Source organism: Flavobacterium sp., assembly GCF_044361015.1.
Taxonomy (GTDB): domain Bacteria; phylum Bacteroidota; class Bacteroidia; order Flavobacteriales; family Flavobacteriaceae; genus Flavobacterium.
In genome coordinates this window covers 1-15,597 of the sequence record NZ_JBIKJL010000022.1, presented here as the reverse complement: position 1 = coordinate 15,597, position 15,597 = coordinate 1, and the positions used below count along the sequence as shown (strand labels likewise).

The following is a 15,597-nucleotide window of genomic DNA, read 5'->3' as shown; positions in this document are numbered from 1 at the left end:
AAGGTTATGTTTTGTAACTTATTTATTGTTACTATCTTTGTGCAATAAATTTTATACAAAAATGAAAAAACTTTACACTTTATTATTTTTAGCAATAACTGGTTTTGGTTTTGCTCAAACTTTTTACTCTGAAAACATGGGAACCCCTAGTGGTACTACTGCTATTGCAGCAAATGTTTTCCAAAACACTGCACCAATTGTTTATTCAGGAGATGGCGATGTTAGAGCAACTGCAGTTTCTAATGGTTACATTGGAGCTTCAGGAGCTGGAAATGTATTTTTGACAGGAACTGCTGGAAAATTTTTTAGAATTGATGGATTAAATACGGCTGCATATAGTAGTGCAAATATTCAATTGAAATTTGGTTATTTAACGAATTCTACTGCTACTCAATTACTTGTAGAACAAAGTATTGACAACGGAACGACTTGGACACCAATCACTTTTACTCAAAACGCAAACACTTCTTGGAATTTAGTTACCATTACCGGTGGAATCCAATCATCTGCTACTCTAAGTTTAAAATTCACGCAACCGGCAACCGCTCAAATGAGAATTGACGATGTTAGTTTAACAAATTTTTCAGCTTCTTGTACACTTGTGTTAGGTGCTGACTCAACTTTATGTAATGCGTCAACTTTAGCATTGGATACTTATAATGCAACCATTCCTTTTACAGGGGCCGGAAATGCAACTTATATTATCGAAACTACTAGTGGAACAGTTGCGGGAGCTAATCCATCAAGTGTTGCAGAAGGTAACATCGTGATAGAAGGAATTACAGAAGGAACTAACATTACTGTAACGGTAACTGGCGGAACTTGTAATTTTTCAAGAGATATTTTTTCTGCAGAATGTAAACCTGTAAATGCTCTTCCACATGGAGATAGTTTTGATTATGCTGTTGATACTAATCTTGGGGCAACTCAAAAATGGACAAATGTTAACTCTGGTGACAACGTATTAGCTGTGGCTGGAAGTTTAAACTACACAGGTATAAATTCTGTTGGTAATTCAGTTTCATTTTCCGGTTCAGGAATTGATCCTTATACTCCTTTTACACCAACTACTTCGGGAGCTATCTATACTGGATTCTTAATGAGTGTAACAGATTATTCAAATGTAACAAATGATTTAGTTGAAACAGCTTTTGCAGTTGTAACGGATGAAATCAGAGGTTTTAAAGCTAGAATCTTTATTAAAAAGAATGGTGCTCAATTCCAATTAGGTTGTACATCAGCTACAGCAGCAACTCCAACTATTTATGGTGCTACGCTATATAATGTAGGTGATGTAGTTTATGTAGTTGTAGGATACGATTTTACTGCTAACGAACTTAAATTATGGTTAAACCCTACAGTTGCAGGTTTCACAGCAGCTACTCCAGCTACTATTATTGAAACTCCAGCTACAGCATTTGCTAATTTAGGTGGTTTCATTTTAAGACAAGACGGAGCAACAAGCACACCAACCATGAAAATAGATGAACTTAGAGTTGCTACTACAATTGGTGGATTATTAAGTGTAAAATCAAATGCTATTTCAGGTTTAAAAGTATATCCTAATCCTGTTTCAAATGGTGTTTTATATATCACAACAGAAGCTAATGATGAAAGAACTGTACAAATTTTTGACTTATTAGGTAAACAAGTGTTAAACATTACAACTTCTAATGAAGAGGTAAATGTTTCAACTCTACATACCGGTCTTTATGTTGTAAAAATCACTGAAGGTGGAAATACAGCTACTAGAAAATTAGTTATCAAATAAGTAACTTTTTCAAAATATTAAAAAGCATCAACGAAAGTTGGTGCTTTTTTTATTGCTATTTTTGCATCGAAATGAATCCTTACCTCGACATATTTTCCATTGGAAGTCAAAAAGAATTTGAGAAAATAACACTCAAAGTTTTTCGACATCAATATGAACACAATCAAGTATACCAAGATTTTTGTTCCCTATTAAAAAAAGACAAAACCAATGTAAAATCTTTGGAAGAAATCCCTTTTCTTCCTATCCAGTTTTTTAAAAGCCATGCCGTTTTGAGTACATCTAACCCCATTCAGGAAACATTTACCAGTAGCGGAACTAGTGGAATGATTTCAAGTAAACACTTGGTTACCGACTTGAGTTTATATGAACAAAGTTTTCGAAAAGCATTTTCTCAATTCTACGGAAACAGTGAAGATTATGTTATATTGGCTCTTCTTCCATCCTATTTAGAACGAGAAGGCTCTTCTTTAATTTATATGGTAAATGATTTGATAGAAAGCTCAAATCATCCCGAAAGTGGGTTTTACCTCCACAATTATGATGAATTAGTTCAGCAACTAATTAAAATTGATTCTTCAGGTAAAGATGTACTTTTAATTGGCGTGACCTATGCACTTTTGGATGTAGTTGAAAAACAAACTTTTCAATTAAAAAACACTATTATTATGGAAACCGGCGGCATGAAAGGTAAACGAAAAGAAATCATCCGCGAAGAATTACACGAAATTTTAGGCAATGGTTTTGGTGTTTCAGCTATTCACTCTGAATATGGTATGACCGAATTATTATCACAAGCCTATTCCTTGGGAAATGGCATTTTTGAATGTCCTCCATGGATGCAAATCCTCATTCGAGATACAGAAGATGCTCTGACTTATGTTGACTTTGGAAAAACCGGCGGTATAAATGTGATTGATTTAGCCAATATCAATTCTTGTTCGTTTATTGCCACACAAGATTTGGGTAAAAAATATCCCAACCATTCGTTTGAAGTATTGGGACGTTTTGATTCCAGCGATATTCGGGGTTGTAATTTAATGGTTGTTTAAATTTGTTTCAGGTTTCAGGTTTAAACGGCTCGTAAAATAAAATAGGTTTTCTTACCGCGTTGTAACAAAACAAATTCGTCATTAATTAAGTCATTGCCGGAAAGCGAAAATTCTTCAGTTACTTTTTCACGATTTACCGAAATCGCATTTTCTTTTAAAGCTCTTCGTGCTTCGCTATTGGAAACCATAAAACCTGACCTCCCTGCCAAAGCTTCTACAATTGAAATTCCTTCTTTTAAATCAGCTTTAGCAATTTCTGCTTGCGTAATTCCGTCAAAAACATCCAAAAATGTCTGACTGTCCAATTGTTTTAAATCTTCTGAAGTTGAATTTCCAAACAAAATATTCGAAGCTTTTACTGCCTTATCATACTCTTCAGGAGAATGAACCAAAACTGTAATTTCTTCTGCTAATCGCTTTTGCAACAAACGCAAATGTGGTTCCTGACGATGTTTTTCAATCAATTCTTCTATTATTTCTTTCTCTAAAAAAGTGAAGATTTTTATATATTTTTCAGCATCCGCATCAGTTGAATTAAACCAAAATTGATAAAATTTATACGGCGATGTTTTATCAGCAGTTAACCAAACGTTTCCACCTTCTGATTTACCAAATTTGGACCCGTCTGCTTTCGTTATTAATGGAGTCGTTAAGGCAAAAGCTTTTGCTCCTTCTTCAGAAGAATTTACATTCATTCTTCTAACTAATTCCGTCCCGGTGGTAATATTTCCCCATTGGTCTGAACCTCCCATTTGCAATAAACAATTGTAATGTTTATGTAAATAATAGAAATCATAACCCTGAATTAACTGATAGGTAAATTCTGTAAAGGACATTCCTTCCCCAACCTCTCCGCTCAATCTTTTCTTTACAGAATCTTTAGCCATCATATAGTTTACTGTGATGCGTTTCCCAATATCACGAGCAAATTCAATAAAGGTAAAGTCTTTCATCCAATCATAATTATTGACTAAAACGGGGGCATTAGCTTCTGTTGAATTAAAATCCAAAAAACGCGATAATACTTTTTTTATTCCTTCAACATTTTTAGTTAAGGTTACTTCATCTAATAAATTTCTTTCGTCTGATTTTCCCGAAGGATCACCAATCATTCCTGTTGCACCGCCAACTAATGCAATTGGTTTGTGTCCAAAATTTTTCAAATGAATCAACAAGATGATTTGCACCATACTGCCGATATGTAAGGAATCGGCTGTTGGATCAAATCCTATATAGGCAGTCGTAGATTCTTTTAATAATTGCTCTTCTGTTCCCGGCATCATATCGTGAAACAATCCTCTCCAGCGAAATTCTTCTACTAAATTTTTCATGCGTATATTTTATTGATTTTTATAGGTGACACGGAATTGCTTTTTTTCTTATTAGCAATTTCATCTAAAAATAATTTTGGCAAAGATAGTTTTAATTCGATAATTTGAAAATGTAGAACGGAAACAATTATATTTGTTTTTATGAATCTAGTTACAGGCGGAACCGGTTTAGTGGGAGCACACTTATTGCTCCAATTATTAGAAAAAGGCGAAAAAGTTCGGGCTTTATTTCGCTCTGAAAAGAGCATACAAAAAACAAAATCACTTTTTATTCAATTTAAACAATCTGAACTTTTCGAACAAATAGAATGGATTAAAGGAGATATTATTGATATTCCTACGTTAGAACCTGCTTTTAAAAATGTTGTACATGTTTACCATTGTGCTGCCTTAATTTCCTTTGATTCAGCAGACGAAAAACAATTGCGTAAAATAAACATAGAAGGAACGGCAAATGTTGTGAATTGTGCGTTAGCTTTTGGTGTAGAAAAATTTTGCTACGTCAGTTCCATCGCTGCTTTAGGTGATTTAGCAGAAAAAAAAGTTATAATTACGGAAGAAACTGAATGGAATCCTGAAAAACCGCACAGTGATTATGCTATTTCTAAGTACGGAGCTGAGATGGAGATTTGGCGAGCACAACAAGAAGGATTGAATTGTATTGTGGTCAATCCGGGAGTAATTTTAGGTTCCGGTTTTTGGAATTCCGGTAGTGGGAAAATATTTACGAAAGTGAGTAAAAGAATTCCGTTTTACACCAAAGGCTCAACCGGATTTGTGGCAGTTGAAGATGTTGTAACGGTCATGTATCAATTAATGAAAAGTGATGTTTCCGGAGAACGATTTACATTAATTTCAGAAAATATAAACTTTGAAAAATTGGTTTGTTGGATTGCTAAAGAATTGCATGTAAAAAGCCCATCCTTTTATGCAAAATCATGGATGACTGAAATTGGGTGGCGATTGGATTGGATTATTTCAACATTCTTTTTTCAAAAAAGAACACTATCTAAATCAACAGCTAAATCGTTACATTCAACTGATTTAATTTCGAATGAAAAAATAAAAAAGGCTATCCAATTTGAATTTCAACCAATTCAGGAATACATTATAAAAATTAGTCCTTATTTTTTCTAAGTTCTCTATTTTTTAAAAATCCCTCTTTTATTTTAGTCTGAGCAGTATCTTTTCGTGTAGATGGTGGTTCTTCTATTTTTCCGGCTTTTAAAACTGTACTATCAGCAATCTTTTTTTCTTCTTCCAGTCGTTTTTCAACTCTTTCATACATTCTTTTATAACGCTTTAAATCATAAGCATAATAAATATTATTTTGAACAAATTGCAAACTGTCAATTTTGTATTTCTTGTAAATATATGTGTAGGGATCTATTTTATTTTCTTCCAACAAAATAGAATTATTTGATCGGATTGCATCCAACAAACTTAAATCATAGAAAATAGAAACCATGGTTTCTTCCTCTATCAGTTTTTCAGGAACTTTTACTTTTTCTTTCTGACAAGCAAAGAAAAAGAAACTAAAAAAAAACAAAGCGTGTTTTATTTTCATACTCTATCGATTAAAAAGTAGTCGCTTACCGGCTTTAGCTTCGTTTACTTTTGCATTTTGATACACCAATTGACCATTGACAAAAGTATGTGTAATTCTTGATTTGAATGTGGTTCCTTCTAAAGGAGACCAACCACATTTATACAATATATTTTCTTTTTTTACACTCCATGGCATGGCAGGATTTACTAGAATCAAATCAGCATAAAAACCTTCTTTTATAAAACCTCTTTTTTCTATTTTGAAAATCTTAGCCGGATTATGAGCCATTTTTTCAACTATTTTTTCAATCGAAATTTTTCCCTGATGAAAAGCCTCAAACATGACTACTACAGCATGCTGAACTAGTGGGCCTCCGGAAGGTGCTTTGGTATAGGATTGGTTTTTTTCTTCCAAAGTATGTGGTGCATGATCTGTTGCTATAACATCTATACGATCATCCAACAAGGCTTCCCATAAAGCTGCCCGATCAGCTTCTGTTTTAATGGCAGGATTCCATTTTATTAAATTTCCTTTTGTTTCATAATCTGCATTGGTAAACCACAAATGATGAATACAAACTTCGGCGGTGATTTGTTTCTCCTCTAATGGAATTTTATTGGTAAATAAATCCATTTCTTTCGCGGTAGAAAGATGAAAAACATGCAATCTTGCTCCTGTTTTCTTTGCTAATGCTATTGCTTTGGAAGAAGACATGTAACACGCTTCCTCGCTACGTATCAAATGGTGAAACTTGACCGGAATATCTTCTCCATATTGCTCTTTATACTTGGCTAAATTATTTTTAATGGTGTTTTCATCTTCGCAATGCACCGCAATTAGCATTTTTGTAGAGGAAAATATTTTTTCTAAAACATCTTCTTTTTCTACTAACATATTTCCGGTAGAAGAACCTAAAAAAAGTTTAATTCCGGCAACATTTTTTGGATTGGTTTTTAAAATTTCATCCAAATTATCGTTAGTTCCGCCCATCATAAAAGAATAATTAGCATGGGAAGTCTCGGCTGCTATTTGATATTTTTGTTCTAATAAATCTTGAGTAACTGCATTCGGAACAGTATTAGGCTGTTCAATAAAAGAGGTAATCCCTCCTGCAACTGCTGCTCTTGATTCTGAACCAATATCACCTTTATGAGTGAGTCCGGGCTCACGAAAATGAACTTGGTCATCAATTGCCCCGGGCATAAGGTAATTCCCTTCTGCATCAATTACTTTATAGTCAGTTTTAGCACTGATACTGTCTGAAATTTCAATAATTAATTCACCTTCAATGAGTAAATCTCCTTCAAAAATTTTACCTTCATTGACAATTTTAGCGTTTTTTATTAAAATCCTTTTCATTTTTTCTTTTCAATTATAATCGGTTAAACAGTTTTTTAATTCGTAAAGAAATTACACCAAAAACTGCTTCTTTAATAATTCCATTGCTCATTTTTGATTGCCCCATTGTTCTGTCTGTAAAAATAATGGGGACTTCAACAATTTTAAATCCTTTACAAAAAGCACGATATTTCATTTCTATTTGAAATGCATAACCCACAAATTTAATTTTATCCAAATCTATATTTTGAAGGACTTCTTTTTTGTAGCAAATAAACCCGGCTGTTGCATCGTGAATTTTCATTCCGGTAAAAATATCAACATAAACCGAGGCAAAATAGGAAAGTAAAACGCGACTCAAAGGCCAGTTAACGACGTTTACCCCACGAATATAACGAGAACCAATTGCCATATCAGCTCCTCCTACCGAACAAGCCTCATGCAATTTTTCTATATCTGACGGATTATGTGAAAAATCAGCATCCATTTCGAAAATGTATTCGTACTGTTGTTGTAATGCCCATTTAAATCCAAGCACATAAGCAATGCCTAATCCTGCTTTTTGGGCTCCAACTTTTAAGAAAAGTTGATTGGGAAATTCGTTTTGAAGTTCCTTAACTTTTTCAAATGTTTTATCGGGAGAATTATCGTCTACAATGAGAATATGAAATTTTTTATTCAGTGCAAATACAGCCCGAATAATATTTTCTACATTTTCAATTTCATTGTAGGTTGGAATTATAACTAATCCGTTATTCATAAATACTACAAAATTTCAAAGCAAATGTAAACTTTTTATAAATGATGATTCATAATAATATTATAATAAAGTGAGTGACATAAAAAAATAGTAATTTTACACCTAAATTATGGAGTATATACTAGAACAAAGAGTGATTGAAAATAAAGATTGGGCAACCATTTTGTTTGTCTTATGTTTTATTTTAATTGCTGTCACTAAGACTTTTTTTGAGGCTCGTTTTAATGAGTTTTTGAAATTACTTGTGACGGATAAATACACCAAAATATATAAAGATCCTTCTTTTATGCTTAGTTGGTTTACCATTAGTTTATTTATTGTCCAACTGATTTCTTTTGCTTTTTTTATTTTAATTTTACTAAATAACTTTGATTTAGCCTCTAAAACAGATTGGATTAAATATATTCAGATTATTACTTTGTTGGGGGTATTTGTTTTATCTAAATATTTGGTAGAAAAAATAATTGCTACCTCGTTTAAAATTGAAGACTTTATTGAGCAATTTAATCTTCAAAAAGTGAGTTATCGAACATTTGTAGGCCTCTTTTTATTACCGGTTAACATTTTTTTGTATTATAATGACATTTCTTCCACTATTTTTATCTATGGTATTCTTGCTATCATATTGATTATTAATGCCTTTACATATCTCGTTTCATTAAAAGCATATCAAAGTATACTATTTAGTAAGATGTTTTATTTTATTTTGTATCTTTGTGCCCTTGAAATAGCTCCCTACTATTTTATGTATTATTGGTTTACAAGACGTTAGTTTTACAACAAGTCCGATATGAAAGTGAAAACAATTTTGGTATCACAACCAGAACCAAAAGTAGAAAATTCTCCTTACTTTGAGCTGATGCAAAAGCATAAAGTAAAAATCGATTTTAGACCCTTTATTCATATCGAGGGTGTTCCATCAAAGGATGTAAGAAGCCAAAAAATCGATTTAAATCATTTTACGGCAATCATTTTAACCAGCAGAAATGCTGTTGACCACTTTTTTAGAGTGGCCGAAGAAATGCGTTATAAAGTGCCTGAAGATTTGAAATATTTTTGTCAATCGGAAGCAGTAGCTTTTTATCTTCAAAAATATGTAGTCTACAGAAAGCGTAAAATTTATGTGGGTCAAAAAGATTTTGTCGATTTGTCTCCCTTGATAAAAAAATATAAAGAAGAAAAATTCTTATTACCGGCATCTGACCAATTAAATTTTGATATTCCACAAACGTTGAATAACCTTAAAGTAGATTGGACACAAGCAATTTTTTATAAGACTGTAATGAGTGATTTGTCTGATTTAGCAGATGTTTATTATGACATTTTAGCCTTTTTCAGTCCTACCGGAATTAAATCATTATTTAAAAACTTTCCAGATTTTAAACAAAATGATACTCGAATAGCTGTCTTTGGAAGTACTACTCAAAAAGAAGCATTGGAACATGGTTTACGTGTTGATATTATGGCTCCATCGCCGGAAGCTCCATCAATGACCATGGCTCTAGAAAAATATATTGCCAAAATCAATAAAGATAAATAAAATTACCTTTTAAATAAATTAAAAAGAGTCCCACAAAATTGCGGGACTCTTTTCGTTTGGTTAGCTAGTGTAAAATTATAATTGAGGTCCGGACTTCACTAAATTTTGTCCTTCTTCATTATCTGTATATTGTAGGAAATTTTTAATAAATAATCCAGCCAAATTAGTTGCTTTTTCATTCCACTCATCTGGATTTTCATAAGTATCTCTTGGATCCAATATTGCGGGGTTTACATCGTGTAAAGCTGTTGGCACTTCAAAATTGAAAACAGGAATTACTTTTAATTTAGCTTTTTCAATTGAACCATCTAGAATAGCATCGATAATTGCTCTGGTATCTTTTATGGAAATACGTTTACCGGTTCCATTCCATCCGGTGTTAACCATATAAGCTATAGCCTTATGCTCTTCCATCTTTTTTACCAATTCTTCACCATATTTTGTTGGATGAAGCGACAGAAACGCTTTTCCGAAACAAGCCGAAAAAGTAGGTTGTGGTTCAGTAACTCCTCTTTCTGTTCCGGCTAACTTTGCAGTAAATCCGGAAAGAAAATAATATTTTGTTTGTTCCGGAGTTAATTTAGAAACAGGTGGCATAACACCAAAAGCATCTGCTGTTAAGAAAATAACTTTGGTTGCATGACCAGCTTTAGAAACTGGTTTTACAATATTTTGAATATGATTAATAGGATAAGAAACACGTGTGTTTTGTGTTATAGAACCATCTTTAAAGTCAATTTTTCCATTTTCATCTAATGTTACGTTTTCTAATAAAGCATCTTTTTTGATAGCTCCGTAAATATCCGGTTCATTTTCTTTGCTTAAATCAATCGTTTTGGCATAACATCCCCCTTCGAAGTTAAAAACGCCTTCGTCGTCCCAACCATGCTCATCATCCCCAATTAATTCTCTTTTTGGATCAGTAGATAAAGTTGTTTTTCCTGTTCCTGATAAACCAAAGAAAACAGCTACATCACCGTCTTTCCCTTTGTTTGCAGAACAGTGCATGGAAGCAATCCCTTGTAATGGTAAATAGTAGTTCATCATCGAGAACAAGCCTTTTTTCATTTCACCACCATACCAAGTTCCTCCAATGATTTGAACTTTTTCCGTTAAGTTAAAGGCAACATAAACTTCAGAGTTCAATCCGTGTGCCACATAATCTTTAAAAAAAGTTTTTGAACCATTCATCACTATAAAATCAGGTTCGCCAAAATTTTCTAATTCTTTTTCTGTTGGACGAATAAACATATTTTTCACAAAATGTGCCTGCCACGCTACTTCCATAATGAAACGAACTTTCAATCTTGTGTTTTCATTAGCACCACAAAATGCATCAACAACAAATAAGCGTTTTCCTGAAAGTTGGTTTACTGTTGTTTCTTTTAAAGCATTCCATGTAGCTGTAGAAATTGGTTTGTTATCATTTGGAGCTTTTGGAGAATTCCACCAAATCGTATCTTTAGTTACCTCATCTTCTACAATATACTTGTCTTTTGGTGATCTTCCTGTAAATTCTCCCGTCATTACATTTACAGCTCCTAATTCTGATAACTGTCCTTTTTCATATCCCTCCAAATTGGAACCCAATTCTTCTTTATATAAAAATTCAAAAGAAGGATTGTAAATAATCTCTTGTGTATTTTTGATACCGTATTTTTCTAACGAAATCGATTTCGTAAATTGAGCGTATGTCTCCATAAATTTATCGTTTAGTTGTGTTTAATTATTTGGCAAAAGTAAAAATTAATTCATTATGATTGAAGAATTATAAATTTTTTATCCTTTTCGTTTCAAAAAATATAAAAAAAACACAGTCCAGGCAGCAATTAATAACAATCCTCCAATAGGTGTAATTGATCCAACAAACTTAAAATCAATACTTGTAAGTGAATTTGTGGCTAATAAATAGATAGACCCTGAAAAAAATAAAGTACCTACTAAAACTAAATATAAAATTATCTTTTTTGTTTTTTCGGTAACTAAGGAAGTTGTTCCCAAAAACAATAAAAAGAAGGCATGATACATTTGATAACGTACACCCGTTTCAAAAGTAATGAGTTGATTTTCCGCAAGAACGGCTTTTAAAGCATGCGCGCCAAAAGCTCCAAGAACAATAGACAAAGTTCCTAAAAAGGTTGCTGTTAGAATGATTTTTCTGTCCATAAATATTAATTGAAGTACAAATTTAGGTTTTATCTAATACACAAAAGAAGAATTAACACATCTAAATTTGTTAGGAATATAACATTTGCTTACTTTCGTGTGATTTTTACCGAAAGACAACATGAGAACTATCCTGATTATTGGTGCCGGAAGATCGGCTTCATCCCTAATAAAATATTTATTAAACAAAGCTGAAACAGAGCGTTTGCATTTAACAATTGCTGATTTATCATTAGAATTAGCTCAAAAAAAGACCAATAATCATCCTAACGCAACGCCAATTCAATTGGATATTGCAAATATAGAAGAACGTCAACAGCAAATTCAAAAAGCAGATATTGTCATTTCAATGCTTCCGGCTCATCTTCATGTGGAAATAGCTGAAGATTGCATTATTTTCAAAAAACACATGGTTACCGCTTCTTATATAAGCCCTAAAATGCAAGAATTGGATGCTCAAGCCAAAGAAAATGGTTTGATTTTCATGAACGAAATTGGTTTAGATCCGGGTATAGACCACATGAGTGCGATGAAAGTAATTGATGAAATCAGGGGAAAAGGAGGAAAAATGATTCAGTTCGAATCGTTTTGTGGCGGACTGGTTGCCCCAGAAAGCGACACTAATTTATGGAATTATAAATTTTCCTGGAACCCAAGAAATGTAGTTTTGGCTGGGCAAGGCGGTGTTTCTAAGTTCATACAGGAAGGTAAATATAAATATATTCCTTACAACAAATTATTCCGCAGAACTGAATTTTTAGAAGTAGAAGGATTCGGTCGTTTCGAAGGATATGCTAATCGTGATTCTTTGAAATACAGAAGCATTTATGGTTTAGATAACATTTTAACCATGTATCGAGGAACCCTTAGACGTGTTGGTTTTTCTAAAGCTTGGGATATGTTAGTTCAATTAGGAATGACGGACGACGTTTACACCATGGAAAACTCAGAAAATATGAGTTACCGAGATTTTACAAATTCTTTTTTAGCCTATCATCCAACGGATACTGTTGAATTAAAACTCCGCCATTATCTTAAAATTGATCAAGATGATGTAATTTGGGATAAGTTTATGGAGCTTGATTTATTTGATTCTTCAAAAAAAATAGAACTAAAAAATGCCACTCCTGCTCAAATTCTGGAAAAAATATTAGCGGAAAAATGGGCTTTACAAGCAAATGATAAAGATATGATTGTGATGTACCACAAATTTGGATATGAATTCAATGGTCAACAAAAGCAAATTGACAGCACTATGGTTTGTTTAGGCGATGACCAGATTTATACCGCTATGGCTAAAACGGTAGGTTTACCGGTAGCAATGGCAACACTTCAAATCTTAAATGGAAACATAAAAACACCCGGAGTTCAATTACCAATTAAAAAAGAAGTTTATGAACCTATTCTAAACGAATTAGAAACTTTTGGTGTAATTTTTATTGAAAAAGAAGTGCCTTACATGGGTTATAACCCCAATAACGTAGGAAGTTAAAAATTTTATTTAAAATACTTGTGTTTATTAATTTCGTCCTGAAGTTGACGTCCTAATTTTTGTTCTTTTTCCAATGCTTTATGCTTATAATCTTCGAACTCTTCTTCTATTTTTTTAACATTATTTTTTACTTCGTGAGCAATCGCTTTAGCACTTTTAAGTTGGAATAAAAAAACAATCAAAATTAAAAACAATACAATAACAATTCCCCACATCACAATATTATAATTGGTTTTACTCATTGGGCTTCCAAAAAGCGAAACATTATCTTGTGCTTTTTTTAAGGTTGTTAATTCTTCATTTATAGCTTTTAAAGTGTCTTTAAGTTGAGCAACAATGGAAGTATGATTAGAAAATTGACTTTTTAAGCTTACTAACTCATTTTTGATTCTACCAACGGAATCTAAACTGTTCTTTTTTAATAACAACAGATAATCATGTTTAAACACTTTAAACTCTTGAAAATTATTTGACTTTTGAATCACATAGTCAAATTGATTCGCTAAAGTTCCGTTGATCGATGCAGAATTTGATTCCGGATTAGGTTCTTGGGATAATGCAACATTAGTTAGCAACAATAAAAAGAAGTAAAAATAGTTTTTCATACGATTACAAATTGATTTAAACTAACTTTTTTATTCAAGTAGGTTAACAAATTTAATTTTTTTTGACTAGGAAACCTAATATCACGGATAAATCGTAAAAAAAAGAAAATTATTGTACTTATTGTTTTAAATCAAAACTTATAATTTTACTTACTTTTTGTCAATTTTTGTTATTTTTGATTAAAATTTAAAACTATGAAAATCAATTCCCTTCAAATTGAGATAGATGGAATCGACAAAGAAATTCTTCGTGATTTGATGGAAGATGCCAGAAAACCCATTTTACAAATTGCAAATAAAATAGGGATTTCCGGAGCAGCTATTCATCAACGGCTACGAAAACTGGAGGATGCCGGAGTGATTTCGGGTTCAAAATTTATCATAAACAACAAAGTTCTTGGGTATAAAACCATGGCTTTTATTGGTGTTTATTTAGACAAAGCTTCCAGTAATTCAGAAGCTGTAAAAGAACTTAAAAAAATTCCCGAAGTTCTAGAATGTCATTATACCACCGGAAATTGGAGTATATTAATCAAAATTATTTGTCGTGATAACGAACATTTGATGCAATTATTGAATAAAAAAATCCAACCTATTGACGGAGTTTCCAGAACAGAAACGTTCATTTCGCTGGAACAACAAATTGAAAGACAGATACAGTTGTAATTTTTTTGTTTCAAGTTTCAGGTTTCAAGTTGTAAAAACTGAGACCAAAAAAAATCCGTTACTTTCGTAACGGATTCTGATTTATACTTTTTTTATTTTCGGTTGGTATAAACCATCACATAGTAAAGTAATGTTCCTAATGAACCAATTGCAGCAACCACATAAGTTCTAGCTGCCCATTTCAATGCATCTTTTGAACCTGCTAACTCTTGTTGATTCACAATTCGTTTGTTTTCTAACCAAGCTAAGGCACGGTTACTGGCATCATATTCTACCGGTAAAGTGATTACTGAAAACAAAGTTGTCATGGCGAAAATAACAATTCCTAACAACAACAATTGTGGGAACGTGTTTACCATCAAAATTCCGGCTAATAATATCCATTGCACAAAACGAGAAGCAACATTTACGACAGGAACTAATTTTGAACGCATGGTTAACCATGAGTAAGCCGTTGCATGTTGCACTGCGTGACCACATTCGTGAGCAGCAACAGCAGCAGCCGCAGCGTTTCGTTGGTTATAAACTGCTTCACTCAAATTCACTGTTTTGTCAGCTGGATTATAATGATCTGTCAATCTTCCCGGTGTAGAAACAACGCGAACATCACGAATACCATGATCAGCTAACATTTTTTCAGCAATTTCAGCTCCGCTCATTCCGTTTTGCAAATGCAACTTAGAATATTGGTCAAACTTGCTTTGCAAACGATTACTCACGAGCCAACTGGCTCCCATAATTACGATTATTAATATCCAATACATACTTTTTATTTTTAAAATTTAAAATTACAAAATATATAGCAAAAAAAGAACCAATTATATTTCTTTTAACAATTCTGCTATTTTGTCAGGGCTTAGCCTACCAAATTGATGATTTTTCCGGGAACAATAATCACTTTATTTGGCGTTCTGCCTTGCAATTGTGCTTGTGTACGTTCGTCTGCCATGACAATTTCTTCAATTTGAGCGGCGGTTAAATCTAATGGTAATTTAATCGTAAAACGCATTCTTCCGTTGAAAGAAACCGGGTATTCTTTTTCAGATTCTACTAAATATTTCTCCTCAAAAATCGGGAAAGCAACGGTTGAAACTGAACCTTCATGACCCATTTGACTCCACAATTCTTCCGCAATATGCGGAGCATACGGAGAAACTAAAATGGCTAACGGTTCTAAGATTTTTCGGTGATTGCATTTTAACTGAGCCAATTCATTCACACAAATCATAAATTGCGAAACAGATGTGTTGAAAGAGAAATTCTCGATGTCCTCCGTTACTTTTTTGATGGTTTTATGGAGCGATTTGTACATTTCTGCCGTTGGTTC

General features: G+C 32.8%; 16 protein-coding genes. 7 read left to right on the top strand and 9 right to left on the bottom strand.

Features of this window, described 5'->3' with window-relative positions:
- The first annotated feature begins 61 nt into the window (after nt 1-61).
- Together ACIQ2Z_RS07235 and ACIQ2Z_RS07230 are read left to right on the top strand one after the other, a co-directional pair.
- A complete protein-coding gene (locus tag ACIQ2Z_RS07235; protein WP_396183476.1) occupies nt 62-1,771 on the top strand; it encodes a T9SS type A sorting domain-containing protein in 1,710 nt (569 codons plus the stop codon).
- A 71-nt stretch (nt 1,772-1,842) separates the two neighbouring features.
- Nucleotides 1,843-2,823: an acyl transferase gene (locus ACIQ2Z_RS07230; RefSeq protein ID WP_396183475.1), complete on the top strand. Its 981-nt coding sequence runs from the start codon at nt 1,843-1,845 to the stop codon at nt 2,821-2,823.
- Between the two features lie 20 nt (nt 2,824-2,843).
- Here ACIQ2Z_RS07230 and tyrS read toward each other — a convergent pair whose 3' ends face one another.
- The gene (gene tyrS / locus ACIQ2Z_RS07225; RefSeq protein ID WP_396183474.1) at nt 2,844-4,154 is read right to left on the bottom strand and encodes a tyrosine--tRNA ligase; all 1,311 of its coding nucleotides are present in this window, start codon (nt 4,152-4,154) and stop codon (nt 2,844-2,846) included.
- Nucleotides 4,155-4,295: 141 nt separating this feature from the next.
- On the opposite strand from tyrS, the gene ACIQ2Z_RS07220 reads away from it, so the two are divergent.
- The gene (locus tag ACIQ2Z_RS07220; RefSeq protein WP_396183473.1) at nt 4,296-5,291 is read left to right on the top strand and encodes an NAD-dependent epimerase/dehydratase family protein; all 996 of its coding nucleotides are present in this window, start codon (nt 4,296-4,298) and stop codon (nt 5,289-5,291) included.
- Here the strand turns inward: ACIQ2Z_RS07220 and ACIQ2Z_RS07215 are convergent.
- Genes ACIQ2Z_RS07215 through ACIQ2Z_RS07205 form a run of 3 tightly spaced genes read right to left on the bottom strand, consistent with a single transcriptional unit; the run spans nt 5,272 to nt 7,801 of the window.
- Nucleotides 5,272-5,721, bottom strand: a complete 450-nt coding sequence (locus ACIQ2Z_RS07215) for a DUF4296 domain-containing protein (protein ID WP_396183472.1) — start codon at nt 5,719-5,721, stop codon at nt 5,272-5,274. The two genes, ACIQ2Z_RS07220 and ACIQ2Z_RS07215, sit on opposite strands and share 20 nt — an antisense overlap.
- 3 nt (nt 5,722-5,724) lie before the next feature.
- Nucleotides 5,725-7,062, bottom strand: coding sequence for a dihydroorotase (locus ACIQ2Z_RS07210; RefSeq protein WP_396183471.1), 1,338 nt, complete (start codon nt 7,060-7,062; stop codon nt 5,725-5,727).
- A 13-nt stretch (nt 7,063-7,075) separates the two neighbouring features.
- The gene (locus ACIQ2Z_RS07205) at nt 7,076-7,801 is read right to left on the bottom strand and encodes a polyprenol monophosphomannose synthase (RefSeq protein ID WP_396183470.1); all 726 of its coding nucleotides are present in this window, start codon (nt 7,799-7,801) and stop codon (nt 7,076-7,078) included.
- Between the two features lie 109 nt (nt 7,802-7,910).
- On the opposite strand from ACIQ2Z_RS07205, the gene ACIQ2Z_RS07200 reads away from it, so the two are divergent.
- Nucleotides 7,911-8,573, top strand: a complete 663-nt coding sequence (locus tag ACIQ2Z_RS07200) for a DUF4271 domain-containing protein (protein WP_396183469.1) — start codon at nt 7,911-7,913, stop codon at nt 8,571-8,573.
- A gap of 18 nt (nt 8,574-8,591) precedes the next feature.
- Nucleotides 8,592-9,341 carry a uroporphyrinogen-III synthase gene (locus ACIQ2Z_RS07195; RefSeq protein ID WP_396183468.1) on the top strand — a complete coding sequence of 250 codons (750 nt, stop codon included), beginning with the start codon at nt 8,592-8,594 and terminating at the stop codon, nt 9,339-9,341.
- A gap of 75 nt (nt 9,342-9,416) precedes the next feature.
- Here the strand turns inward: ACIQ2Z_RS07195 and pckA are convergent, their stop codons facing one another.
- Together pckA and ACIQ2Z_RS07185 are read right to left on the bottom strand one after the other, a co-directional pair.
- Nucleotides 9,417-11,042 (bottom strand): phosphoenolpyruvate carboxykinase (ATP), encoded by a 1,626-nt coding sequence (gene pckA, locus ACIQ2Z_RS07190; RefSeq protein ID WP_396183467.1) that lies wholly within the window; start codon nt 11,040-11,042, stop codon nt 9,417-9,419.
- Between the two features lie 78 nt (nt 11,043-11,120).
- Complete coding sequence (locus tag ACIQ2Z_RS07185) at nt 11,121-11,507, bottom strand: DUF423 domain-containing protein (RefSeq protein WP_396183466.1); 387 nt, start codon at nt 11,505-11,507, stop codon at nt 11,121-11,123.
- A 121-nt stretch (nt 11,508-11,628) separates the two neighbouring features.
- Here ACIQ2Z_RS07185 and ACIQ2Z_RS07180 point away from each other — a divergent pair, with 121 nt between their 5' ends.
- Nucleotides 11,629-12,999 carry a saccharopine dehydrogenase family protein gene (locus ACIQ2Z_RS07180; protein ID WP_396183465.1) on the top strand — a complete coding sequence of 457 codons (1,371 nt, stop codon included), beginning with the start codon at nt 11,629-11,631 and terminating at the stop codon, nt 12,997-12,999.
- A 5-nt stretch (nt 13,000-13,004) separates the two neighbouring features.
- On the opposite strand, the gene ACIQ2Z_RS07175 is transcribed toward ACIQ2Z_RS07180, so the two are convergent.
- Complete coding sequence (locus ACIQ2Z_RS07175) at nt 13,005-13,604, bottom strand: tRNA (guanine-N1)-methyltransferase (RefSeq protein WP_396183464.1); 600 nt, start codon at nt 13,602-13,604, stop codon at nt 13,005-13,007.
- 195 nt (nt 13,605-13,799) lie between these two features.
- Between ACIQ2Z_RS07175 and ACIQ2Z_RS07170 the strand changes: the two genes are divergently transcribed.
- Entirely contained in the window at nt 13,800-14,270 is a 471-nt protein-coding gene (locus ACIQ2Z_RS07170; protein WP_290859350.1) for an Lrp/AsnC family transcriptional regulator, read from the top strand.
- 92 nt (nt 14,271-14,362) lie between these two features.
- On the opposite strand, the gene ACIQ2Z_RS07165 is transcribed toward ACIQ2Z_RS07170, so the two are convergent.
- Both ACIQ2Z_RS07165 and ACIQ2Z_RS07160 read right to left on the bottom strand, forming a co-directional pair.
- Nucleotides 14,363-15,034: a zinc metallopeptidase gene (locus ACIQ2Z_RS07165; RefSeq protein WP_396183463.1), complete on the bottom strand. Its 672-nt coding sequence runs from the start codon at nt 15,032-15,034 to the stop codon at nt 14,363-14,365.
- Nucleotides 15,035-15,126: 92 nt separating this feature from the next.
- A partial coding sequence (locus tag ACIQ2Z_RS07160; RefSeq protein ID WP_396183462.1) for a class I tRNA ligase family protein occupies nt 15,127-15,597 on the bottom strand: 471 nt, incomplete at its 5' end.